We start from the raw sequence: 24579 nt of genomic DNA, 5'->3' as shown, positions 1-24579 counted from the left end.
TGACGGGCAAATGTCCCGGTCAACTTTCAATCGACTATCGGAGCAATCGAGCGACATGGATTCCGTGAACGCGACCAGCCGCGAAGCTTTGGAATCGAGCATTGCGTCGGCCACCCAAGGCGTCCTCGGCTTCCAGCAGTCCGATGGCCATTGGGTTTTCGAGCTCGAGGCCGACTGCACGATTCCGGCAGAGTACATCCTGCTGCGCCATTATCTCGCCGAGCCGGTCGACACCGTGCTCGAGGCCAAGATCGGCAATTATCTGCGTCGCGTGCAGGGCGCCCATGGCGGCTGGCCCCTCGTGCATGACGGCGAGTTCGACATGAGCGCCAGCGTGAAGGCTTACTTCGCGCTGAAGATGATCGGCGACTCCGTCGACGCGCCCCACATGGTGCGTGCGCGCGAGGCGATCCACGCCCGCGGCGGCGCGATCAACAGCAACGTCTTCACCCGCTTCCTGCTCGCAACCTTCGGCGTCGTGACCTGGCGCGCGGTGCCGGTGCTGCCGATCGAGATCGTGCTGCTGCCGTTCTGGTCGCCGTTCCACCTCAACAAGATCTCCTATTGGGCACGCACCACCATGGTGCCGCTGATGGTGATCGCCGCGCTGAAGCCGCGCGCGAAGAATCCGAAGGGCGTCGGCATCGACGAGTTGTTCCTGCAGGATCCGCGCTCGATCGGCATGACCCACAAGGCGCCGCATCAGAGCATGGCCTGGTTCCTGCTCTTCCGCTCGCTCGATGCCATCCTGCGCGTGATCGAGCCGCTGTTTCCGAAGAGCCTGCGCAAGCGTGCCATCGACGCTGCGCTCGCCTTCACCGAGGAGCGGCTCAACGGCGAGGACGGCATGGGCGCGATCTATCCGCCCATGGCCAACATCGTCATGATGTACGACGCGCTCGGCAAGGACGAGAATTATCCGCCGCGCGCGATCACGCGCCGGGGCATCGACAAGCTGCTCGTGATCGGCGACGACGAGGCCTATTGCCAGCCCTGCGTCTCGCCGGTCTGGGACACGACGCTGACCGCGCACGCGCTGCTGGAAGCCGGCGGCGACACGGCGGTGCCGGCGGCCAAGCAGGGCCTCGACTGGCTGATCCCGCGGCAGGAGCTCGAGGTGAAGGGCGACTGGGCGGCGAAGCGGCCCGACGTGCGTCCGGGCGGCTGGGCCTTCCAGTACAACAACGCCCATTACCCCGACCTCGACGACACCGCGGTGGTGGTGATGTCGATGGACCGCATGCGCCGGGAGCACGGTGCGACCGGCTATGATTCCGCGATCGCCCGCGGTCGGGAGTGGATCGAGGGCATGCAGAGCGACGACGGCGGCTGGGCCGCCTTCGACGTCAACAACCTCGAATACTACCTCAACAACATCCCGTTCTCGGACCATGGCGCGCTGCTTGATCCGCCGACCGAGGACGTCACCGCGCGCTGCATCTCGATGCTGGCCCAGCTGGGCGAGACCGAGAAGACCAGCAAGCACGTGGCCGACGGCGTTGCCTACCTCAGGAAGACCCAGCACCCCGAGGGGTCCTGGTACGGCCGCTGGGGCATGAACTTCATCTATGGAACCTGGTCGGTGCTGTGCGCCCTCAACATGGCCGGCGTCCGCCACGACGACCCCATGATCCGGAAGGCCGCCGACTGGCTGGCCTCGATCCAGAACGACGACGGCGGCTGGGGAGAGGACGCCGTCAGCTACCGGCTGGACTACCGGGGATGGGAAGCCGCCCCCTCGACGGCCTCGCAAACGGCATGGGCCTTGCTTGCCCTGATGGCGGCAGGCGAGGTCGATCACCCGGCCGTCGCCCGCGGGGTGGAGTACCTGATTGCAACACAGAACGAAAAAGGACTGTGGGACGAGCAGCGGTACACCGCCACGGGCTTCCCCCGCGTGTTCTATCTACGGTATCATGGTTACCCGAAGTTCTTTCCGTTGTGGGCGTTGGCGCGGTATCGGAACTTGCGGAACACCAACAGCAGGGTGGTAGGGGTCGGAATGTGACTTTGGGGACGGGGGACTATGTTACCGCGGGTAATGCCATCGACCCGCGGCCGATACTGATCGTGACCGGACTGGTGCAGGAGGCCCGCATTGCGGCCGGGCCTGGCATGGCGGTCATCTGTTCATCCAGCAGCCCGACCCAGTTGCGGGCGCTGCTGACGGTGGTGGACCCTGAGACGATTCGCGGCGTGATCTCGTTCGGCGTGGCCGGCGGGCTCGACCCGACGCTGCGCTCCGGCGACGTCGTGCTGGCGACCGAGGTGCTCTCCGGCGACACCCGCTGGGCCGCCGGCCTGTCGCTCGGCGACGACCTGATCGAGCGCCTGACGTCCGGGCGCCGCCGCGTGGTGCGCGGCAGCCTCGCCGGTGCCGAGGAGGTGGTCACGAAGCGGTCCTGCAAGGCGGCGCTACATTCGGAGACGGGCGCTGCGGCCGTCGACATGGAAAGCCACATCGCCGCCGCCTACGCCGCGGAGGCCGGGCTGCCCTTTGCCGCGGTCCGCGTCATCAGCGATCCCGCCCACCGCGCGCTGCCCGCGCTCGCCCGCGCCGCGATCAAGCCGAACGGCCAGATCGACCTCGCCGCCGTCCTGCGCGGCATCGTGCGCAATCCGGCGACGCTGCATGCCCTGGTCTCGACCGGTATCGACTTCAACCGCGCCCTGCGGTCGCTGCGTGGTTGCCGCGATTATCTGATCGGGACGGAGCTCATCGACAGCGAGGCGCTGGCCTCCAAGGCCGCCTGAGCGGTTTCGTCGATCTGATAAAGGAAAAAGGCCCGGTAGCCATTGGCGCCCGGGCCTTTTGTTTTTGGTCTTCGTAGCCTGGATGGAGCTTCCGCCGTCGCGCGAGAGCGAAGGCGGAAGCGCAACCCGGGGCCTTGCAAGGCGAGGCGCCATAGCGCATTTGGGTGCGGCGCGCTCGACGTAGGGTTGAGGTCCGAAAGTGAGAGTCAGAATGATGGCGGCGGGTCCTGCGATCAGGTTTTTGCATCTTGCCAGGCCCGCGACGGCAGCAGAGCTGAGCCTTTCGCGGTTTCAGGGCTTTGCGGTTTGGGGGGCATGTGTCGGCGCAACTGCGGCTGGCATATTTGCCTATCTGATCTTGAACGCCGCGCAGCTGGATCTGGCCACCAATCTCGCGCAGGACTTCCCGGTCGTCGAATTGGGTTTCGCTGACAGTGCAGCCGTCAAGCGCGCTGAGAAGATCTTTTATGTCTCGTTCTACGTGATCGGCGGCTTCGCGGCTTTTGCTTCGCTCAGGCTCCGGAAGTTCTTCGAAGGTCAGTCGCTGATCCTGTTCTACATCTCGGCACTGGTGATTGTCATCGCGCTGGAGGCATTCCTACAAGATGCATTCCAGCAGAGACTTCGAATGGTCGCGCTGGCCATCGCGCTCGGCGCGATCTTCATCCCCTTCGTGAGGCGCATCCGAATCCACACCAGCATCAGGGGCGAGCGGGACCTCAGGCCGATCAGTTTTTTCGAATTCAGGTTGACTGACGCTGCGGCGATCGCAGCACTGCTCGCGCTAACCCTGCCGTTGAGCGTGCAACGTTTGGCCAGCGAGGCGGCGGGCAATCCTCACACCGTATCGTTCCTCGTTGGGCCGGCGCTCGATCAATTTGCCGATGGCCTGGTGCCTGGCCGCGACTTCCTGTCTTTCTACGGATACGGACCGCCGTATCTATTTGGTCGGATCCTCCGCGCCGACCCAAACGTGCTGTATTTGCGTTACATCGGTTTCGTCGCGGCTTGTCTGGCGATCTATCACCTATCGGCTTATTGGGTGCTGCGCGACTTCTTCCAGAGCAGGGTGCTGCCGTTTCTCCTGGCCGTCGTATTCCTCGTGCTCTGTCAATACGGCGAAGGCGAAGCATTGGCCGGGCCGTCCGCTCTCGCCATCAGGTACATGTTCGTGTTCATCGCCACGGGCGTTCTCGCGCGTTTCATGGTCCGACCGTCAGGCTGGTCATTGGCGGCGCTGTCCACCGTCTGCGCAGTGTCGATCTTCTGGAATACGGAGACGGGGATCTATACCTGGCTTGTGGGTTGCGCGGTCCTGTCGGTGCGGGTGTTCGAAAAGCGCTGGCCTTGGGAGGTCGCGGCGTTCACCGGATTGTCTGTCGTCATCCTGTTCGCATTGTTCGTCGCCGCATTCGGTCCGGCCGTTCTTTCGATGGACTTCTTGCAGGTGCTGCTGACGCCGATCGGCCTGCACAGCGTCTCGAACTGGGTAGGGGTGACGATGAACTGGCATCCCGGATTTGGGACATTTTACCAGTTGATCTTTCCGGCAATGGCCCTAGGCACCGCAGTGAGTGTTGCAGGAACGTGGGCCAGCTGCCGCTCAATCGAGCGCGCGTATCTTCTGGTGCTCTCTCTCGTCGCGCTGGTTTTCACGGCCAAGTGGATGAACCGATCACTTGACGCGGTGTGGCAGCAAAACGCCTTTGCTTATCTTGCCGTTTGCGCGTGGTGGGGCCGTTCGGCATTCCGCGTCGTCCTCGGCCGAGCGACTTCGCAAGTCGTCCCCCAAGTCGTCCCCATCGCATCGCTGGCGGCGATAGCGGCGCTCTCGATCGTCGTGCTTCTGAGTGCGCAGGATCGTCAACAGGGGGTGACGATCGGACTGCGGGCGTACTTGCAATATCCAAGCATCGCCAGACTGAAGTTGGGACGAGGAGCGGGACAGATCAAGGTCCAGCTCGATGGCAGCGATATCGACCTGGCCAACAAGGCCGTGACACGCGATGGTCGCATCCTTTTGTTGTCAGATCAGGACTGGCTTGTTCTTGCCGCCCTCGGCAGAGCACCCAAGAGCTACTTCCTCCCGTTCCGAGATACGTTCAGCCCGGAACATGTGACTCGGAGCTTTGCCGGGGCTGACCATTTCATTTTAGATCGCGGTGCGACCTATGAGTATGATTGGCTGAAAGAGATGGTGGAGCGCATTCTATCGGATGATTTCGAGCCGACCGAAGCATCAACCCGGTTCGTCCTCTATCGAAGGAAATCCTGACCACAACCCTCCATGCGCAGCGCGCGCATTTGCTCTGCTCTTTCCTCTGTCGCTTGAGCGGAAAAGGAAAAGGCCTGGTCGCGGTGGCGACCGGGCCTTTTCTTTTTTTGGTGCGTAGCCCGGATGGAGCGAAGCGCAATCCAGGGTCTTGCAATACGGAATGACTGTCCCGGATTTCGCTTCGCTCCATCCGGGCTACAGGTTCTGCGTTTACGCGGCCGTCGAAGCCTTCTGCGCGGCCTTCGCCTGCGCGGCAGCGGCTTCGTCCTTGCGGATCTCGGAGAGCTTCTTCTGGACCTGCTCCGAGAAGATGTACTGCGCCGGGCGCTGCTTCGACATGTCGATCTCCGGCGCCATGGGGCCGGTGGTCTTGATGCCGCGCAGCGACACCCACATCGCCTTCAGCGGGTTGTTGAGCGCAGCCGTCGCCGCGGTCGGCTCGTAGCCGCAATGGGCCATACAGTCGGCGCACTTCTCGTACTTGCCGGTGCCGTAGGTTTCCCAGTCGGTGGTGTCCATCAGCTCCTTGAAGGTTTTTGCGTAGCCTTCACCGAGCAGGTAGCAGGGCTTCTGCCAACCAAAAATGTTGCGCGCGGGCATGCCCCACGGTGTGCACTCGTATTCCTGGTTGCCGGCGAGGAAGTCCAGGAACAGGCCGGAATGCATGAAGTTCCACTTCTTGCCCTTGCCCATCGCAAAGACGTCGCGGAACAGCTTCTTGGTCTTGGTGCGGTTGAGGAAGTGCTCCTGGTCCGGCGCGCGCTCATAGGCATAGCCCGGCGACATCGAGACGCCGACGCCGAGCTCGACGGTGAGGTCCAGGAACTTCGCGATCTCCTCGGCTGGGTGGCCGTCGAAGATGGTGGCGTTGACGTTGACGGTGAAGCCGCGCGCCTTGGCCGCCTTGATCGCGGAGACGGCGCGGTCGAACACGCCCTTCTGCGACACCGCCTTGTCGTGGTGGTCCTTCAGGCCGTCGAGATGCACCGAGAAGAACAGGTAGGGCGAGGGCTCGAACAGGTCGAGCTTCTTCTCGAGCAGCAGCGCGTTGGTGCAGAGCGAGACGAACTTCTTGCGCGCCACGAGGCCGCGCACGATCTCGCCGATCTCCTTGTGGATCAGCGGCTCGCCGCCGGGAATGGCGACCATCGGCGCGCCGCACTCGTCGGCCGCGTCCCAGCACTCCTGCGCCGTCATGCGGCGGTTCAGGATCGCGTCGGGATAGTCGATCTTGCCGCAGCCGACGCAGGCGAGGTTGCAGCGGAACAGCGGCTCCAGCATCAGCACGAGCGGATAGCGCTTGCGGCCAAGCAGTTTCTGCTTGAGCAAATAGCCGCCGATACGCATTTCCTTGAAGAAGGGGATTGCCATTACACGTTTCTTTCTGGGCTTGAAATTCGGGTGGGTCAGCTCGCAGCCAGTTGGGCCGGAAGCCGGAATTCGATGTTTTCCTCGCGACCGGGGAGTACCTGGACCTTGACCGGTCCGATCCGCCGCATCGCTTCGATCACGTCATCCACGAGTACCTCAGGCGCCGAAGCGCCGGCCGTGACGCCGACAGTCCTGGCATCTTTCAACCACGCCGGATTGAGCTCGCTGCCGTCGGCAATCAAATAACTCGCGACGCCGGCTTCAGTGCCGATTTCGCGGAGCCGGTTCGAGTTCGAGCTGTTGGCAGCGCCCACCACCAAGATCACGTCGACCAGCTTGCTCAAGTCCCTTACCGCAGATTGGCGGTTCTGTGTCGCATAGCAGATATCCCGGATATCCGGGCCTTGAATATCTGTAAAGCGGGCCTGGAGGGCCGCAATGATGTCCCTGGTGTCGTCGACCGACAGGGTGGTCTGGGTGATGTAGGCCACTGGGCTATCCGCCGGCAGGGTCAGGGCCTTAACCTCTTCAACGCTTTGGACAAGTAGCACCGGCCTGGGGACCTGGCCCATCGTGCCCTCGACCTCGGGGTGGCCGGCATGGCCGATCAGGATCAGGGTGCGGCCTTTGGAGATGTACCGCTTCCCCTGATTGTGAACTTTCGTGACCAGCGGGCAGGTGGCATTGAGCACCGGAAGGTCGCGCGCGGCGGCCTCTTCCTCGACGCTGCGGGCGACGCCATGGGCGCTGAAGACCGTGACTGATTTCGGCGGAACCTCGGACAGTTCCTCGACGAAAATGGCGCCTTTGTTCTTCAGGCTCTCGACCACGTATTTGTTGTGCACGATCTCATGGCGCACGTAGACGGGCGGGCCGTATTTCTCCAGGGCCCGTTCCACGATCTCGATCGCACGCACCACGCCCGCACAGAAGCCGCGCGGCTGCGCCAGATAAACTTCCATAGGACGCCCGTCACGCAAGTTGCACCAATCCGCTTCGTTGTCCCCAGCGGCACCCCGATCCTGACCAATGGGTTGCAAGTAACGCACCATTGGCCTCGCACGCGGTAACCGCCCACCCCAACTGGGCCCCGGCGCATGGAGGCACAGCACTTTGTGTCAAAAAATCGGCAGAAAGGAAAGGTCAGATGAAACTATGGTTCCCTGCCAGCTGAATTTCGCGGTACCATAGTATAGGAATTGCCGTGAGCAAAATGGCGACATTTGTGCTCAGCCCTTCGTCACTTTCCCGCCTCAACTCCCCGGCTATACCGACCGCCCCGCATGATTTTGCCACGGTCTCCCGCCGTTTACCTCGAACCTTCTTGCGGCGAGAGCCATCCAAAACAGCAATAGGTTTCGCCCGGGAACTCCGATAAACAGCGGGCGTTTCCGGCAAGCTATTAACCGCAGAAAGAAAAGAAGTGCTGCAAAGCGTAGTCGTTGCCATCGTCAGGGCCTGCACCCGGTTTGCCTCCCTCGTCGTCGTTCTCGGGCTCCTGCTGTCGGTCGCCGCGGGCTATTACGCTGCGCGCCATTTCGCCATCAACACCGACATCAATTCGCTGATTGCCCAAAATCTCGACTGGCGCCAGCGCGACCAGCAGTTCGACCGCGCCTTCGACCGCGATGCGACGATTCTGGCGGTCGTCGAGGCCAGTACGCCGGAGATGACGACCGCGGCGGCCGATGCGCTCTATGCCAGGCTGAGGGACGACAAGACCAACTTCCAGTCGATGCAGCAACTCGGCACCGGCGAGTTCTTCGAGAAGAACGGCCTGTTGTTCCTGCCGACCGAGGAGGTCGGCAAGATCACCGGCGAGTTCGAATCGGCAGCGCCCCTGATCGAGATCATGGCGGGCGACCCCTCGATCCGCGGCCTGACCGGCGCGCTGGAGACCGGACTTGCCGGCGTCAAGCGCGGCCAGGTCAAGCTCGACAACACCGCGCGGCCGTTCAACCAGATCGCGCAGACGGTCGAGACCGTGCTCAACAAGGGCAATGCGAGCTTCTCCTGGCGCGAGCTCGTCAGCGACGAGCCGCTGTCGGATTCCGACAAGCGCGCCTTCATCGAGTTCAAGCCGATCCTCGACTACAACGCGCTGGAGCCCGGCAAGGGCGCCACCGACGCGATCCGGAAAGCGGCGGCGGATCTGGATTTCCCGACCAAATTCCAGGCGCGTGTGCGGCTCACCGGTCCGGTCCCGATCGCGAACGAGGAATACGCCACCGTTCAGGAAGGCGCCGTCGTCAATGGCGTCGGCACCGTCCTCGTCGTGCTGCTCATCCTGTGGCTGGCGCTGCATTCGGCGAAGATCATTTTCGCCGTGTTCGTCAATCTCTTCGTCGGGCTCGCGATCACGACCGCAGCCGGCCTGATGATGGTCGGCTCGCTCAACCTCCTGTCGATCGCGTTCGCGGTGCTGTTCGTCGGCCTCGGCGTCGATTTCGGCATCCAGTACAGCGTCCGTTACCGCTCCGAGCGCTACAAGCACAACGATCTCTCGGGCGCGCTGGTGCTGGCCGCGAAACGCTCGGCGGTGCCGCTATCGCTGGCGGCGATGGCGACCGCGGCGGGCTTCCTCTGCTTCATGCCGACCGATTACAAGGGCATCTCGGAGCTCGGCCAGATCGCCGGCGTCGGCATGCTGGTGGCGTTCCTCTCATCGATCACGGTTCTGCCGGCGCTGCTGAAGCTTCTGAACCCGCCCGGCGAGCAGGAGCCGGTCGGCTACGCCTTCCTGGCGCCGCTCGATCACTTTCTGGAGAAGCACCGCGTGCTGGTCGTCGGGGGCACGCTGCTGCTCGCGCTCGCCGGCCTGCCGCTGCTCTACTTCATGAAGTTCGACTTCAACCCGATGAATCTGCGCAATCCGCGCGCCGAGTCGATCGCGACCTTCCTCGACCTGCGCAAGGATCCCAACACCGGCGCCAATGCCATCAACGTGATGACCACTTCGGAGGAGCAGGCAAGGCAGGTCCAGGCGAAGCTGGAGAAGGTGCCTGAGGTGCTCCGGGTGATGTCGCTCGACAGCTTCGTGCCGCAGGACCAGCAGCCGAAGCTGAAGCTGATCGCGCAGGGCGCCAAGGTGCTGAACCCCGCGCTCAATCCTGATCAGATCGATGCGGCGCCGACGGACCAGGAGAACGTGGAGTCGCTGAAATCCTCCGTCGACAATCTGCGCCGGACCGCCGGCGACGCAAAGGGCCCGGGTGCGGTCGCCTCGCGCCGGCTCGCGGACGCGCTCGAGAAGCTCGCCAATGGCAACGAGGCCACGCGCAACAAGGCGCAGGACGTCTTCGTCACGCCGATGAAGATCGTGTTCGACCAGCTCAGGAACGCAATGCAGGCAGGTCCCGTCACCTTGAGCTCACTGCCGCCCGATCTCGTCAGCGCCTGGAAGAGCAAGGACGGCATCATCCGCGTCGAGGCGCTGCCCAAGGGCGATCCCAACGACAACGACACGCTGCGCAAATTTGCGGCGGCGGTGCTCAAAGCCGAGCCGACCGCGATCGGCGGGCCGGTCTCGATCCTGAAGTCCGGCGACACCGTGGTGAGGGCGTTCATCCACGCCGGCATCTACGCGCTGCTCGTGATCGGCCTCTTGCTGTGGATCACGCTGCGCCGGTTCGTGGACGTGCTGATGACGCTGGTGCCGCTTCTGGTTGCCGGCGCCGTGACGCTCGAAATCTGCGTGTTGATCGGCCTGCCGCTCAACTTCGCCAACATCGTCGCGTTCCCGCTGCTGCTCGGCGTCGGCGTCGCGTTCAAGATCTATTATGTCGTGGCGTGGCGCTCCGGCAGAACAAACCTGCTTCAGACCAGCCTGACGCGCGCGATCTTCTTCAGTGCGCTGACGACGGCGACCGCGTTCGGCAGCCTGTGGCTGTCGAGCCATCCCGGCACGTCCAGCATGGGCAAGCTGCTGGCGCTCTCGCTGGTGACGACACTCGCCGCCGTGCTGCTGTTCCAGCCGGCCCTAATGGGCAAACCCCGCAATCTCAGGGAGTAGGCAGATGTCGCCGACCGGGTCGGCGGCGGCCTTCTGACCGGGCTTGGCCGCGGCAGTCTTCACGGCCGGAGCAGGTGCTGTGGCGCCCGTCGTGGCCTGGGCTGCTTGTTGGGCTGCCTGGGCTGCTTGTTGGGCTCCCGGAGCCTTGGGCGCCGCGCCGGTGGACTTCGGCGCGCCCTTGGCCATGGCATTGGCGGGGCTCAAGGGGATCGGCGGCCCGACCCGCGTCCAGGTCTCGCCGCCACAGAGGAAGCCCATCACGCAGCCCTTGATCTCGAGCTGGTCGGTGCCAACAGGTGTGATGGTCGCGCTGTAGGTCTGGCCGTCTTGCGCGTTATAGACCTGTCCTTCCCACTGTTCGGCACCGGGCTTCTTCTTCATGTCGATCAGGGTCGGCATGCCCAGCGTCGGCCTGTTCTTTTTCGAGACATCAGGATTGTTCTCGTCGCGACCGCCGGGCTGCTTTTCCCAGGAAACCGCGCCCCACATGCTGCCATTGCACTGGGCGACACGGATGTTGGCAACGCCGTCGGCGACCCGCCAGTCGCCGGTGGGATCGGCGGCGAGGGCCGGGGTCAGGCCGGTGTAACCGCCAGCCAGTATAATTCCGGTGTAAAGGGCCAAACGCATGCGTGTTCCTTGGCAGTGCAACATGATCTAAAAGCTGTGCTTGCGAAGATGGTCCGAAAAAGGGCAAAAGGCCGCACAGACCGTTTTCACCAGCGGTCCGTTTTCAGTTGACGAGACGGCCCTCAACCGAAGTATGTAGCGGATGCACAGTCCAAATCCAGACATGTCTCAGCTGTTCGCGGACCGGCAGGCCCAGCGCAGCGCCCTGCATAATCGGTATCTGAACGAGCAGTTCGTCCGGGTCCTGAAGACCATCGGCTACGATGTCGGCTTCCAGAAGGGGCAGGGGCAGTACCTGTACGACCGCGAGGGCGCGCGCTACCTCGACCTTTTGTCCGGATTTGGCGTGTTTGCGATCGGGCGCAATCATCCGGTCATGCGCGAGGCGCTCAAGAGCGTGCTCGATGCCGACCTGCCCAACCTCGTCCAGTTCGACGTCTCGACGCTCGCCGGCGTGCTGGCCGAGCGCCTGCTGAAATACGTTCCCTATCTCGACAAGGCGTTCTTTGCCAATTCCGGCGCGGAATGCGTCGAGGCCGCGATCAAGTTCGCGCGGGGGGCGACGGGCCGTCCCGGCATCGTCTATTGCGCCCACGGCTACCACGGCCTGACCTATGGCGCGCTGTCGCTGACGGGTGATTCGAACTTCCGCACCGGTTTCGAGCCGCTGCTGCCGGGCTGCACCCCGGTCCCGTTCAACGATCTGGCCGCGCTGGAAAAGGCGCTGGCCTCGCGCGAGGTTGCCGCCTTCGTCGTGGAGCCGATCCAGGGCAAGGGCGTCAACATGCCCACCGACGAGTTCCTGCCGGGAGCTGCCGCACTCTGCAAGAAATACGGCACGCTGTTCGTCGCCGACGAGATCCAGACCGGCATGGGCCGTACCGGCCGCTTCCTCGCCGTCGAGCACTGGAACGTCGAGCCCGACATGGTGCTGTTGTCGAAGTCGCTGTCGGGCGGCCACGTGCCTGTTGGCGCGGTGCTGACGCGCAAGAGCATCTTCGACAAGATTTTTAATCAGATGGACCGCGCCGTCGTGCACGGATCGACCTTCTCCAAGAATGACCTGGCGATGGCTGCTGGCATCGCCACGCTCGACGTCATGGAGTCCGAGAAGCTGATCGAGGCCGCGGCCAAGCGCGGCGCCGAGCTGCGCCTCGCGCTCACGCGCATGGTGCCCGGCTACGAGCTGTTGAAGGAAGTCCGCGGCAAGGGCCTGATGATCGGCATCGAGTTCGGCCCGCCGAAATCGCTGCGCCTGCGGGCGTCCTGGAACGTGCTGGAGACCGCCAACAAGGGCTTGTTCTGCCAGCTCATCACCGTGCCACTGTTCAAGGATCACAAGATCCTCACGCAGGTCGCCGGCCACGGCAGCCACACCATCAAGCTGCTGCCGCCGCTCACCATCACCGAGGAAGACTGCAGCTGGATCGAGAAGGCGTTCGACGACGTCATCGCCGGCAGCCACAAGGTCCCCGGTGCGATCTGGTCGCTCGGCAAGACGCTGGTGGACAACGCGGTGCGAAGGTCGGCGTAAGGCCGATCGCTCAGGCCGCCTTAGGCTTGTTCACTGTCTCGATGCGATCGAGCGCTTTGCCCAGATCGCGTCTGGCGATCTGGATGTCGTAATCGTTCTGAAGATTGAGCCAAAGCTCGGCGGTCGTGCCGAGCGCCTTGGCAAGCCGCAGTGCAGTGTCGGCGGTGATCCCGGTCTGCTCACTCGCAATCCGCTCGATTCGCGTGCGCGGCAAGCCGCATGTCTTGGCGAGCGCGCCAGCGGACATATCCAGCGGGGTCAGAAATTCTTCCCGCAGGACCTCACCAGGATGCATGGGCTTGAGTTTTTTCGCCATCGTCGTGTTCCCCTAGTGATAGTCTACGATCTCAACCTCGGCGGGACCCTGTGCTGTCCAGACGAAGCACACTCGGAACTGATCGTTGATCCTGATCGAGTGCTGCCCCTTGCGGTCACCTACTAGCGCCTCGAGGCGGTTGCCGGGTGGCGCCCTCAAGTCGCCGAGTTCACCTGCAGCGTGAAGATAGCGCAATTTCCGGCGCGCAAACTTCACCAGGTCGGCAGGAAAGCCTTTGGGACTTTCGCCGTTAAAGACCGCTTCAGTTGTCGCTTCAGTTGTTTTGTCCCGAAACGTTCTGATCACTCAAGCAATGTATCATCATCTGATACACATGCAAGGGGTCGTATCAGTGCATGATACATTTCAAAAGGCTACCCCTCCACATTCGCCTTCATTGCCGCCTCGAACTTGTCGACGAATTCGGCGAGCTCGTCGGCGCCGAGATCGCTGACGGCCCAGAAGTTCAGGCCGCGGCCGCCCCAGCGGCGGCAGTTGAAGCCCTGCATGGTCTGGGTCTTCGGCGGCCGGTGCTCGGTGCTCGAAGTTTGCGACACGAACAGATTGATCACGTGTTGCCGGCGCCGGTAGACCACGGCGCCGATGGCGCGGGCGTCGATATAGTCGAGCCGGCCGCCGACGAGCGTGAAGCCCTGCGCGGTGAGGTCGATCACCGGCGGGGCGACGTCGAGCTTGCCGTTGAACCAGGGCTTGACGGTGTGCTGGTCGGTCGAGATCACGTCGGTGAGGTGGCCGGCCTGGAGCGAGCGCAGATGTGCGGAAACGACCTCCGAGAGGATGCGCTGCTGGTCGTCCTGGCGCAGCACCACGGCGACGATTCCGGAGGCGGCGAGCGCGGAGACCGCCGAGCCCATCGCAAAGCCGCGCAACACGGAGCGGCGCGTCGGCTGCTGGCGCTGCGCCTGCGGCAGCGAGGCTTCGATGCGCGCGCGCAGGCTTGCCGGCGCGGTGTAGCGCAAGTCGGTGTCTGCGAGCACGCGCTGCATCTCGCGCTGTGCGGCAAGCTCGGCCGCGCAGGCCGGGCAGCTCGCGATATGGGCTTCGACCTCGCGCGCATGGCCGGCGTCGAGCTCGTTGTCGAGCAGCGCGTGAAGCAGGATCCTCGCTTCGTCGCAGGTCATTTCGCTTGCTCCTCTTCCGCCGTCCAGGCTGCGCGCAGCATGGCGCGGGCGCGGGCGAGGCGGGACATCACGGTGCCGACGGGGACGCCGACGGCCCCGGCGATTTCACGATAGGACAGGTGGTTGATCTCCCGCAGCACGAATGTTTCCTTGAACGGCTCGGCGAGCGCATCGATCAGCTTGCGGATTGCGCTGGCATCGCGGCTCCGCAGCACTTCAGTCTCGGGGCTCGCCTCGGTCTCCTGCCAGAGCGGCGTCTGCTCGGCGGCACCTAGCGTGTCCTCGATCGCGCTGGGCCGATGCGCGCGCCTTGCGTATTCGGCGTTGCAGACATTGCGCAGGATGGCGAACAGCCAGGGCTTCATCGCCGGGCCGCGGTAGCTGTCAAAATGCTTCAGCGCGCGCAGATAGCACTCCTGCACCGCGTCCTCGGCGTCGGAGGCATCGCGCAGCAGGTAGCGTGCGAGCGTGTAGACGTCGTCGAGATAGGGCAGCGCCGCCTCGCGGAAGCGCTGTGCCTTCTGCACATCGTCGGTGGCGGGCATCGCTCCTCGCTTTGCCTCTGCTTCTTCTTTTGCCGTCGCACGCGCCCGGCCGGCGTGGGACCACCGGCCGGGCAAGACGTTGATGCCTTGGTTGGAGACGTTACTCAACCTTGATCATCCCCGTCATGTGCGGGTGCAGCGAACAAAAATATTTGTAGTCGCCCGCATTGGTGAAGGTGAAGGAGAATTTGTCGTCGGTGTCCAGGGTCTTGGACCTGAACTTGCCGGCGGACACGATGGTGTGCGGGATGTCGTCCCGGTTGGTCCAGGTCACGGTGGTGCCGACCTTGATCTTGAGCTCGGCCGGCTGGAACACGAAATTGTCGATGTGCACGTCCATGTCGTCGGCGCGGGCTTTTGTTGCGGGCAACAGGATGGCCGCGGCCAAAGCGAGACCGAGGTCGACACCGAAGTTGCGGCGGTTGAGTGTCTTCATTGTCAGCTTCCGTTCAGCCTTAGCCCTGCAGCGGCGTATCGATGATCGCGAGCCGCTGCTCGTTCTGCTTGAAGTTGATGCTGGCAACGCCGAGCATGGAGCGGAGTTTTGCGTCCTCGACCTTCATCGGTCCGGGCGAGGGCGCGGCTCCCGGCGCCGGCTGCGGGAAGGCGGTCGAGCGCGCGGTGTGGAAGGTGACGTTGCCCTCGACCTTCTGCATCACCTGGTGGATGTGGCCGTTCAGCACGGTGACCGAGCCAAAACCCTTGACGTATTCCAGCGCGCGGCCGCCGTCCTCGGTGCCCCAGCCCCATTCGGGATAGACGGTCCAGAGCGGGATATGGGCGAACAGCACGATCGGCGTCGATTTCGACTTGCCGCGCAGGTCGTCCTCGAACCAGGCGAGCTGCTCGGCGCCGAGATTGCCGAGCCCGCCGGCCTTGAGGTCGACGACGTTGACGAGCCCAACGAAGTGCACGCCGCCGGCGTCGAACGAGTACCAGCCGTGTCCCTTGGTGCCGCGGCCGTAACGCTCGCGATAGAGCTTCACTTCCTCATCGATCAAGTCGTGCTCGCCGGGGACGTAGTGCACGTCGAGCTTGGTTTGCGAGATGATGCGCTCGGCATTGTCGAACTCGGCGGCCTTCGACAGATGCGTGATGTCGCCGGTGTGGATCATGAAGGACGGCTTGGTCGGCATCGCGTTGATCTTGTTCACGGCCTCCTCCAGCGTGCCGAGCGCGTTGGGATTGGCCGGCTTGTCGAAGCCGACATGGCTGTCGCTGATCTGGAGGAAGCTCATGCCGGGCGCCGCCGTTGCGGCCTCAGCCGAATCGATGATGCCGAGCGAGCGCGGCACGCCGCCCGTGACGGTCCAGAGCACCCCGGTGCCGGCCCAGGTCATGCATTCGAGCACCTTGCGGCGGCTGACGCCGTCGTCCCCGTGATCGTGTCCGCTCATCGCATCTCTCCACGCCGCCCGGAATTGGGCTTCGGGGAGGTGATCGGGGGTGGGGGCAGCTTATTCCCGAATGAGATGACGATTTCGTGAGTGGTGGGGCACCAGACCTATTTCGCGAACTCCCGCACGGCTTCTACCACGGCCGCCGGCACTTCCTGCGCCACACAGTGCCCGGCGCCTTCGAAGACCAGCGTGCTGACGCGCGGGATCAGTGACTCCGCGCGTCGCGCCATCTCCTTGTAGATCGGCCCTGATTTCGCGGCGGTCGTGACGCGCACCGGGCAGTCGATCTCAGCGAGCAAGCCAAACGGATTGCCGCGGGCATCGCCGACATAGACCTGCTCCATCGCCTCATAGATCGGATACAGGATCGCGGACTCGATCTCGGGTGTGCAGCAGAGCCGAACCCGGCCATCATCAAGCGGCACGAAGCCGTGGCGCACATACGCCCGCAGCGAGGTCTCGGTCCAATCCGCAAACGCCGGCGCTGTGCGGTAACGCTCGAACACGACGTCGGCGCTGTCAAACTCGGCGCGTCGGCGGAGCGCGCCTTGCACGCGGGACAGGGATTCGTCGTTCAATCCTCCGGGGCGCGCCGCGCGCGGATCCATGACGGTCGGCTCCATCACGAACAGGCGGGTGAGCCGTCCGGGCAAGAGTTTCGCCGCGAGCAACAGATCGGTCGCGCCCGCGCTGTGGCCGATGCCGTAGACGTCACGCAGCTCGAGCGCATTGATCACTCGACAGACATCGTCGGCGTAGTCGAGGAAATGATAGGCGCCGGGCTTGTGGCTGGCGCCGTGGCCGCGGCGATCGAGCGCGTAGACAGTATAGGTCGATGCAAGATCGCGCGCGACCTCGTCCCAGACGTCGGCGACGAAACCGGTGCCGTGCACGAGCAGGGCAGGCGGTTTCCCGCTCTCACCCCATTGCAACATGGCGATCTCTGCGCCGGCAGGGCCGATTGAAAAGCGCTGGCTGGTCATGGCGATGGGATACTACTTCGCATCCTCCAAAATCATCGTCGCGCCTTTCTCCGCGATCATCGCGGTCGGCGTGTTGGTGTTGCCCGAGGTGATGGTCGGCATGATCGAGGCATCGACGACGCGCAATCCGCTCAGTCCGTAGAAGCGCAGGCGTTCGTCGACCACGGCCATCGGATCGTTTGCCGTCCCCATCTTCGCCGTGCCCACGGGGTGGAAAATGGTGGTGCCGATATCGCCGGCGGCCTTCGCGAGCGAGGCGTCGTCGTCTCCGACGGAGGGGCCGGGCAGATATTCGCTGGGGCGATACCTTGCCAGCGCCTTCTGCTGCATCAGGCGCCGCGTGGTGCGGATGGCGTCGGCGGCGACCTGGCGGTCGTCGTCGGTCGACAGGTAGTTTGGCGCGATGATCGGCTTCTCGTCGGGCGTTGTCGCGCGCAGCCGCACGGTGCCGCGCGAGGTCGGCTGCAGATTGCAGGCGCTGACCGTGATCGCGGGGAAGCGGTGCAGGGGATCGCCGAACTTGTCGAGCGACAGCGGCTGCACGTGGAACTGGATGTTGGCGCGGGCGCGCGTCGCATCGGAGCGCGTGAAGATGCCGAGCTGCGACGGTGCCATCGTCAGCGGGCCGCGGCGGCGGAAGGCGTAATCGAGCCCCATCAGACCGCGGCGGAACAGATTGTAATAGGTCTCGTTCAGCGTGCGCACACCCTCGACCTTGTAGATCGCGCGCTGCTGGAGATGGTCCTGTAAGTTGCGGCCCACACCGGGCTTGTCCATGACGATGTCGATGCCGAGCGGTGACAGCCAGTCGGCAGGCCCGATGCCGGAGCGATGCAGCACCTGCACCGAGCCGATCGCGCCTGCCGAGAGGATCACCTCACGCTTGGCACGCGCCTCGATGATTTCGCCGTTCTGGATGAAGCGCACGCCGACGGCGCGGCCCTGCTCGATGATGAGGCGATCGACCAGCACGTGCTTCTCGAGCCGCAAATTGGGGCGGTTCAGCGCGGGCTTGAGGAAGCCGCGCGCCGAGGACCAGCGCCGTCCGCGCTTCTGGTTGACGTGGAAATAGCTGGTGCCTTCGTTGTCGCCGGTGTTGAAATCCGGGATGCGCTTGATGCCCATCTCCTCTGCGGCATCGCCGACGGCGTCGAGAACCTCCCATGACAGCCGCGGCGCCTCGATGCGCCAGCCGCCGCCGGCGCCATGGTGCTCGCTGGCGCCGAGGAAGTGATCCTCCAGCCGCTTGAACAGCGGCAGCACGTCATCGTAGCCCCAGCCGGTCATGCCGAGCTGACGCCAGTGATCGTAATCGGCGGCCTGGCCGCGCATCGAGATCATGGCGTTGATCGCCGAGCAGCCGCCGATCACCTTGCCGCGGGGATAGGCCAGCGCGCGGCCGTTCAGGCCCGGCTCGGCCTCGGTCTTGAACATCCAGTCCGAGCGCGGATTGCCGATGGCGAAGAGGTAGCCGACGGGAATGTGGAACCAGATCCAGTTGTCGTCGCCGCCCGCTTCGAGAATGAGCACCCGATTGCGGGAATCGGCCGAGAGCCGGTTGGCCATGATGCAGCCGGCCGTGCCGGCGCCGACGACTATGTAGTCAAATTCACCTTCGAGCCGTCTCGGCATTCTGCTTCCACCCGGATGGTCACTTAACGTTCCCTCCTAATAGGCAGACCCGCCGGACCGGGACAAGCCCGGCCATGCCTGTTCGTCAGGGCCAGACCCCGATCCCGGGGAGTTGGGTGGACTGACGCTTGCATGGTAGACAGTCCTGTATTCCCAACAAGGTTTGAGACCCTCCATGCCCATCGTGAACCGTGTCGCCGACCTCCAACCCGATATTCAGGCCTGGCGCCGGGACATCCATGAGCATCCCGAGCTGCTGTATGACGTCCACCGCACCGCAGCATTCGTCGCGGACCGGCTGCGCGAGTTCGGCTGCGACGAGGTCGTGACCGGCCTTGGCCAGACCGGCGTGGTCGGCGTGATCAAGGGCAGCAAGCCGGCCGGCGAGGGGCTCAAGGTGATCGGCCTGCGCGCCGACATGGACGCGCTGCCGGTCGAGGAGCAGACCAACCTGCCTTACGCCTCCAAGAACCCGGGCAAGATGCACGCCTGTGGTCATGACGGCCACACCGCGATGCTGCTCGGGGCGGCCCGCTATCTCGCCGAGACCCGCAACTTCGCCGGCGACGCGATCGTGATCTTCCAGCCGGCCGAGGAGGGCGGCGCCGGCGGCGCGGCGATGGTCAAGGACGGCCTGATGGAACGCTTCGGCATCGAGCAGGTCTACGGCATGCACAACGGCCCGGGCATTCCTGTCGGCTCGTTTGCGATCCGGCCGGGCCCGATCATGGCGGCGACCGATGAGGTCGACATCATGATCGAGGGCCTCGGCGGCCATGCCGCGCGTCCGCACAAATGCATCGATTCCGTGCTGGTCGGTGCGCAGGTGATCACGGCGCTGCAGTCGATCGTCGCGCGCAGCGTCGATCCGCTGGAATCGGCCGTGATCTCGATCTGCGAATTCCACGCCGGCAACGCCCGCAACGTCATTCCGCAGACCGCGACGCTGAGGGGCACCATCCGCACGCTGTCGCCGGAGGTGCGCAAGCTGGTCGAGAAGCGCGTGCACGAGGTGGTGGCGGGCGTGGCGCAGATTACCGGTGCCAAGATCGATCTGCGCTACAAGCGCAATTATCCCGTCGTGAACAACCACGCCGCCGAGACCGAGGTGGCGCGGCGCATTGCCAAGCAGGTCGCGGGCGATGCCAACGTGCACGAGATGCCGCCGCTGATGGGCGGCGAGGATTTCGCCTACATGCTGGAAGCGCGCCCCGGCGCCTTCATCTTCTGCGGCAACGGCGACAGCGCCGGGCTGCATCACCCCGCCTACAATTTCAACGACGAGGCGATCGTCTACGGCACGTCCTATTGGGTGAAGCTGGTCGAAGAGTCGCTGGCGGCGTCTTAAGGCCGAGCTCTTCGCGCAAACGAAAAGGGCCCGTGCATTGCACGGGCCCTTTGTTTTTGGGTGATGTGATCGCTCAGAAGATCCGCGAGAAGATCACATAGAGCGTGGCCGACAGCATGATCGCGCAGGGCAGCGTCAGCACCCAGGCCATCAGCAGATTGCGGATCGTCGACCACTGCAGGCCCGAACCGTTCGCGGCCATGGTGCCGGCGACGCCCGAGGACAGCACGTGGGTGGTCGAGACCGGCAGGCCGAACACGTCGGCGGCACCGATCGTGGCCGCGGCCACGAGCTCGGCGGAGGCGCCCTGTGCGTAGGTGAGATGGCTCTTGCCGATCTTCTCACCGACGGTGATGACGATGCGCTTCCAGCCGATCATGGTGCCGAGGCCGAGCGCGATGGCGACCGCGATCTTCACCCAGTTCGGGATGAACTTCGTGGCAGAGTCGAGCGAGCCCTTGTAGGCGTTGAGGGTCGCGATCTCCTCCTTGTTGAGATCGTTCTCCTTGTCCTTCATCAGGAACCGGATCGCTTCCGAGGTCATGTACATGTCGTTGCGGGTGTTGCCGACGGCTTCCGCCGGCACCTTGTTCAGCGAACCGTATTTGGCAACCTGGTCGCCGACGTCCTTCACCAGCACGGCGAGCGAGGGATAGGTGCCCTCGTTGATGTGGCGCAGCGTGATGTACTGCGTCACCGCAGGGCGGGGATCGCCGATGATGCTGTGGCCGGCGCCTTTCGCCGAGATCACCTTGGCGGCGGCCTCCGAAGTCTTCTGGAACTGGGCGACCTGGGATTCCGGCAGCGCGCGGTTGAGCGCGTAGGCGGTCGGCACGGTGCCGATCAGGATCAGCATGATCAGGCCCATGCCCTTCTGGCCGTCATTCGAGCCGTGCGCGAAGCTGACGCCGGTGCAGGTGGCGATCAGCAGGCCGCGGATCCAGAGCGGTGGGGCCTTGTTGCCTTCGGGCGCGGCGTAGAGTGCCGGGTTGCGCACGATGAACTTGAGCACGAGCAGCAGCACGGCGGCGCAGATGAAGCCGAACAGCGGCGACAGCAGCAGCGCGTAGCCGATCTCGGTCGCCTTGGTCCAGTCCACGCCCGAGGTGCCGTCGCGACCGCGCATGACGGCGTTGGCGACGCCGACGCCGATGATCGAGCCGATCAAAGTGTGCGAGGAGGAGGCGGGCAGGCCGAAGAACCAGGTGCCGAGATTCCACAGGATCGCCGCGATCAGCAGCGCGAACACCATGGCGAAGCCGGCGCTGGAGCCGACCTGGAGAATCAGCTCGACCGGCAGCAGCGAGACGATGCCGAAGGCGACCGCGCCGGAGGACAGGAGCACGCCGAGGAAGTTGAAGAAGCCCGACCACATCACTGCGACTTCAGCCGGCAGCGAATGGGTGTAGATCACGGTCGCCACCGCATTGGCGGTGTCGTGGAAGCCGTTGACGAATTCGAAGCCGAGCGCGATCAGCAGCGCGACGAACAACAGGATGTAGGGCAGGAAGGTCGTCACGCGCGTGCCGGTCGCGTTGACGTCGACATAGATGCTGTAGGCGACGAACAGCAGGCCCGCGGCGAGGATGCCGAAGAACAGGATCATCGTCAGCGGGTTGAAGCCCTTATCGAGATTGGGCCGGGAGGCCGGCTGGATCGGCGCGGGATCGGCTACCGCGCGGTCGAATGCTACATCGGTCATGTGGACGCCCCTTAACTTGTCGGTAAGGGTATTGTCCGCGATGGATTTGAAGGCTGGATGACAAGCGGTGGTTGAAAAGCGTCTTCCCGCCAGTATTTAGGCCGCGCGCGCGGATTTCCTCTGCAGGCCGGCGGCGATCTTCAGATCTTCGACAAAGCGCCGATATTCCAGCACCTTGGCCTCGGGATCGGGCAGTCGCAGCAGATAGGACGGGTGCACCGTCACCAGCGCCTTGCGGCCCTCGGGGAGATCGATCAACCGGCCGCGGTTCTTGCCTACGGGAGTGATCTTGCCGAACACGCTCTGCGCTGCGGTGGCGCCCATCGCGACGATGAGATCGGGCTGGATTGCCGAAACTTCCCGCTCATACCATTGCCGGCACGCCCGGATCTCCGGCGTATTCGGCTTCTGGTGCAGGCGGATCTTTCCGCGCGGCACGAATTTGAAGTGCTTCACCGCATTGGTGACATAGACCTTCTTGCGGTCGACGCCGGCCTCCTCCAGCGCACGGTCGAGCAGCTGGCCGGCTGGGCCGACGAAGGGGTGGCCGGCGAGGTCTTCCTTGTCGCCGGGTTGCTCGCCGACCAGCATGATATTGGCGTTCTTCGGGCCCTCGCCGAACACGGTCTGCGTCGCGTCCTTGTAGAGATGGCAGGCGCGGCAATGCGCGGCCTCCTCGCGGAGCGCTTCGAGATCGTCGGCAGCGAGCTTGCGTTTCATCGGAGCCTCCGGCCGCTTCTGAGGCTTGTGCGGATCGGTTACGGCATTGGCGATCATGGCGCCGGTCATGCGCTCGGCATCCTCGATCAAGGGCTTAATGATCGAAGCCTCGGGCAGGTTCCTCCAGTATTTCTTCGGCATCTCGGCCTGCATCGCCTTCACCTTGAGCCGGGCCGGATTGAAGATGCTGGCGTAGTAGCGCCGCCAGGTTTCCTCCAGCCGGTCTTCGCCCGGTGCCTCGCTCTTGCTGACGCCTGATGTGAACGAGAGCGCGTGGCCGTCCCAATGCGCGCACAGATCGGGCGTCAGGATCGACCAGGGCATGTCGGCAAAGCGTTTGGCGAAGAATGGGGCTGCGAGCTCGACGATGTGATGCTCCGGCTCGAACCAGGCAACGTAATGCGCTGCGCGCTCGCGGCCGATCTCGCGAAAGCGCACGAAGGCATGCATCTTATGCTCGTCGCGATGGACGGCTCTTGCCATCGCCGTGACTTGCGCGACGTCAGGATCGGTCGCGACCTCGATGAGGTCGTGGTTGTCCTTCAGCCGGAACAGCAGGCGATAGAGGATGGCAAAACGCTCGCCATCGCGGTGCAGGATCGCGGCCTTGGCGAGCTCGACGAATTTTGCTGATACGTTGAAGGTGCCGTCGTTCACCTCGAGTATCGGAGACGGCGCCGGCGGTGCGAACAACTCGGCTTCGCCGCCTTTCACGGTCCAGGTGACATCGCTGGGCTGCACGTGGTGAAGCACGAGGTGACGTGCGGCTTTGCGCCAGCCGTCGAAATCGGTTTCGGTGTCGAGGGTGATGTACTGCATCAGAAGCCAAATCCCAGTTGCGTTGCTTTCGGCTTGAATCGTTCGATCAGCCCGGCAGCGTCGAGCCGATGCGGTGAGGGGCGGTGATCGCTGAGGACGACGAACGGCAGCGCCTTGTGCTTGGGCACGTGCAGCCGCGCGAGATCGGAGAGGCGGATCGTGGTGGTGCGCCGTGCCGCGATGATGCGCTCGACCGCCTTGGTGCCGAAGCCCGGCACGCGCAGCAATTCCTCGCGGCTGGCGCGGTTGACGTCGAGCGGGAAGCGGTCGCGGTGGCGCAGCGCCCAGGCGAGTTTCGGATCGATATCGAGCGGCAGCATCGCGCTGTCGTCGACGATCTCGCCGACGTCGAAACCGTAGAACCGCATCAGCCAGTCGGCCTGGTAGAGCCGGTGCTCGCGCAGCAGCGGTGGCTGCACCAGAGGCAAAGCGCGGCTCGCGTCGGGGATCGGGCTGAAGGCGGAGTAGTAGACGCGCCGCAGCCTGTAGGCGCCGTAGAGATTGGCACTAGTGTGGAGAATGGTGTGATCGGAGGCGCTATCGGCGCCGACGATCATCTGCGTGCTCTGTCCGGCCGGCGCGAAACGCTGTGGCTTTGCCCTGGTCTTCGCGCTACGGCCTTCCTCGGCCTCGTCGAGCTTCAGCCGCAGCCGGCCCATGGTGCGGCGGATTGCGCGTACGTCCTTCTCGGGAGCGAACTGTTTAAGGCTCGTCTCCTGCGGCATCTCGATGTTGATAGAGAGGCGGTCGGCATATTTGCCGGCTTCCGCGATCAGGGCGTCGTCGGCCTCGGGAATGGTCTTCAGGTGGATATAGCCGCGGAAGTGATGCTCCTCGCGCAGCTTTCGCGCGACGCTGACCACCTGCTCCATGGTGTAGTCGGGGCTGCGGATGATGCCGGAGGAGAGGAACAGGCCCTCGATGTAATTGCGCCGGTAGAAGTCGAGCGTCAGCTTGACCACCTCCTCGATGGTGAAGCGGGCGCGCGGCACGTTGGAGGAGGCGCGGTTGACGCAATAGAGGCAATCGTAATTGCAGGCGTTGGTCAGCAGCACCTTGAGCAAGGAGATGCAGCGTCCGTCCGGCGCGTAGGAATGGCAGATGCCCATGCCCGGCGCGGTCGAGCCCATGCCCTTTCCGTCGCTGGAATCCCGCTTCTCGGTGCCGCTCGAGGCGCATGACGCGTCGTATTTGGCTGCATCCGCCAGAATCGCCAGCTTGCGTTGTACGTCCATCCCGGAATCCCTTTGATTCAGCTCATGAATCCCTGGCCCGCCAATTCGATTGACTCTCCGGCCGCCGTTAGCTTTATATTAGAACATATCATGAACAAATGAGCCAGCCGTTGGTTCTTATTTTTGAGAACCTCGGCAATCACCCCTGAAGGAGCGGCGTA

20 protein-coding genes are annotated in these 24579 nt (G+C 64.1%); 6 read left to right on the top strand and 14 right to left on the bottom strand.

Features of this window, described 5'->3' with window-relative positions; translation table 11 throughout:
• Nucleotides 1-55: 55 nt before the first annotated feature.
• The 3 genes from shc (at nt 56) to JQ592_RS02315 (ending at nt 5029) form a co-directional block, all read left to right on the top strand.
• Complete coding sequence (gene shc / locus JQ592_RS02325; protein ID WP_211401295.1) at nt 56-2008, top strand: squalene--hopene cyclase; 1953 nt, start codon at nt 56-58, stop codon at nt 2006-2008.
• Nucleotides 2005-2754 carry a phosphorylase gene (locus JQ592_RS02320; RefSeq protein WP_211401294.1) on the top strand — a complete coding sequence of 250 codons (750 nt, stop codon included), beginning with the start codon at nt 2005-2007 and terminating at the stop codon, nt 2752-2754. The genes shc and JQ592_RS02320 overlap by 4 nt, the downstream gene beginning before the upstream one ends.
• A 211-nt stretch (nt 2755-2965) precedes the next feature.
• Nucleotides 2966-5029, top strand: a complete 2064-nt coding sequence (locus JQ592_RS02315) for a hypothetical protein (RefSeq protein WP_211401293.1) — start codon at nt 2966-2968, stop codon at nt 5027-5029.
• A gap of 210 nt (nt 5030-5239) precedes the next feature.
• Here JQ592_RS02315 and hpnH read toward each other — a convergent pair whose 3' ends face one another.
• Together hpnH and ispH are read right to left on the bottom strand one after the other, a co-directional pair.
• A complete protein-coding gene (gene hpnH / locus JQ592_RS02310; protein ID WP_211401292.1) occupies nt 5240-6400 on the bottom strand; it encodes an adenosyl-hopene transferase HpnH in 1161 nt (386 codons plus the stop codon).
• Nucleotides 6401-6435: 35 nt separating this feature from the next.
• Nucleotides 6436-7362, bottom strand: a complete 927-nt coding sequence (gene ispH, locus JQ592_RS02305) for a 4-hydroxy-3-methylbut-2-enyl diphosphate reductase (RefSeq protein WP_211401291.1) — start codon at nt 7360-7362, stop codon at nt 6436-6438.
• Nucleotides 7363-7823: 461 nt separating this feature from the next.
• Between ispH and JQ592_RS02300 the strand changes: the two genes are divergently transcribed.
• On the top strand, nt 7824-10412 hold the full coding sequence (locus JQ592_RS02300; RefSeq protein WP_211401290.1) for an MMPL family transporter: 2589 nt from the start codon (nt 7824-7826) through the stop codon (nt 10410-10412).
• Here JQ592_RS02300 and JQ592_RS02295 read toward each other — a convergent pair.
• A complete protein-coding gene (locus JQ592_RS02295; RefSeq protein ID WP_211401289.1) occupies nt 10380-11042 on the bottom strand; it encodes a DUF2147 domain-containing protein in 663 nt (220 codons plus the stop codon). The genes JQ592_RS02300 and JQ592_RS02295 overlap by 33 nt on opposite strands.
• Before the next feature lie 142 nt (nt 11043-11184).
• Between JQ592_RS02295 and hpnO the strand changes: the two genes are divergently transcribed.
• Nucleotides 11185-12576, top strand: a complete 1392-nt coding sequence (gene hpnO, locus JQ592_RS02290; protein ID WP_211401288.1) for an aminobacteriohopanetriol synthase HpnO — start codon at nt 11185-11187, stop codon at nt 12574-12576.
• Between the two features lie 10 nt (nt 12577-12586).
• Here the strand turns inward: hpnO and JQ592_RS02285 are convergent, their stop codons facing one another.
• From JQ592_RS02285 to JQ592_RS02250, 8 genes are all read right to left on the bottom strand, one after another.
• Nucleotides 12587-12892 (bottom strand): HigA family addiction module antitoxin, encoded by a 306-nt coding sequence (locus JQ592_RS02285; RefSeq protein ID WP_211401287.1) that lies wholly within the window; start codon nt 12890-12892, stop codon nt 12587-12589.
• A 12-nt stretch (nt 12893-12904) separates the two neighbouring features.
• Nucleotides 12905-13198 carry a type II toxin-antitoxin system RelE/ParE family toxin gene (locus JQ592_RS02280; RefSeq protein WP_211401286.1) on the bottom strand — a complete coding sequence of 98 codons (294 nt, stop codon included), beginning with the start codon at nt 13196-13198 and terminating at the stop codon, nt 12905-12907.
• Nucleotides 13199-13266: 68 nt separating this feature from the next.
• Nucleotides 13267-14034 (bottom strand): anti-sigma factor family protein, encoded by a 768-nt coding sequence (locus JQ592_RS02275; protein WP_211401285.1) that lies wholly within the window; start codon nt 14032-14034, stop codon nt 13267-13269.
• Nucleotides 14031-14579: a sigma-70 family RNA polymerase sigma factor gene (locus JQ592_RS02270; RefSeq protein ID WP_211401284.1), complete on the bottom strand. Its 549-nt coding sequence runs from the start codon at nt 14577-14579 to the stop codon at nt 14031-14033. Before JQ592_RS02270 ends, JQ592_RS02275 begins: the two co-directional genes overlap by 4 nt.
• A gap of 100 nt (nt 14580-14679) precedes the next feature.
• Nucleotides 14680-15015, bottom strand: a complete 336-nt coding sequence (locus JQ592_RS02265; RefSeq protein ID WP_211401283.1) for a cupredoxin domain-containing protein — start codon at nt 15013-15015, stop codon at nt 14680-14682.
• A gap of 19 nt (nt 15016-15034) precedes the next feature.
• Nucleotides 15035-15976: a metallophosphoesterase family protein gene (locus tag JQ592_RS02260; RefSeq protein ID WP_211401282.1), complete on the bottom strand. Its 942-nt coding sequence runs from the start codon at nt 15974-15976 to the stop codon at nt 15035-15037.
• Between the two features lie 107 nt (nt 15977-16083).
• Entirely contained in the window at nt 16084-16962 is an 879-nt protein-coding gene (locus JQ592_RS02255; RefSeq protein ID WP_211401281.1) for an alpha/beta fold hydrolase, read from the bottom strand.
• Nucleotides 16963-16974: 12 nt separating this feature from the next.
• Nucleotides 16975-18594 carry a GMC family oxidoreductase gene (locus JQ592_RS02250; protein ID WP_211401280.1) on the bottom strand — a complete coding sequence of 540 codons (1620 nt, stop codon included), beginning with the start codon at nt 18592-18594 and terminating at the stop codon, nt 16975-16977.
• A gap of 175 nt (nt 18595-18769) precedes the next feature.
• Here JQ592_RS02250 and JQ592_RS02245 point away from each other — a divergent pair, with 175 nt between their 5' ends.
• Nucleotides 18770-19942: a M20 aminoacylase family protein gene (locus tag JQ592_RS02245; RefSeq protein ID WP_211401279.1), complete on the top strand. Its 1173-nt coding sequence runs from the start codon at nt 18770-18772 to the stop codon at nt 19940-19942.
• A gap of 73 nt (nt 19943-20015) precedes the next feature.
• Here the strand turns inward: JQ592_RS02245 and JQ592_RS02240 are convergent, their stop codons facing one another.
• From JQ592_RS02240 to JQ592_RS02230, 3 genes are all read right to left on the bottom strand, one after another.
• Complete coding sequence (locus tag JQ592_RS02240) at nt 20016-21644, bottom strand: inorganic phosphate transporter (protein ID WP_211401278.1); 1629 nt, start codon at nt 21642-21644, stop codon at nt 20016-20018.
• Between the two features lie 96 nt (nt 21645-21740).
• Nucleotides 21741-23183, bottom strand: coding sequence for a UdgX family uracil-DNA binding protein (locus JQ592_RS02235; protein WP_211401277.1), 1443 nt, complete (start codon nt 23181-23183; stop codon nt 21741-21743).
• A complete protein-coding gene (locus JQ592_RS02230) occupies nt 23183-24418 on the bottom strand; it encodes a putative DNA modification/repair radical SAM protein (protein WP_211401276.1) in 1236 nt (411 codons plus the stop codon). The genes JQ592_RS02235 and JQ592_RS02230 overlap by 1 nt, the downstream gene beginning before the upstream one ends.
• Nucleotides 24419-24579 lie beyond the last annotated feature (161 nt).

Origin of the sequence: Bradyrhizobium iriomotense, from assembly GCF_018129405.1 — a bacterium.
GTDB classification, from domain to species: domain Bacteria; phylum Pseudomonadota; class Alphaproteobacteria; order Rhizobiales; family Xanthobacteraceae; genus Bradyrhizobium; species Bradyrhizobium iriomotense_B.
The sequence above is the reverse complement of the archived record's forward strand: the minus strand, read 5'-3'. Positions and strand labels throughout refer to the sequence as shown.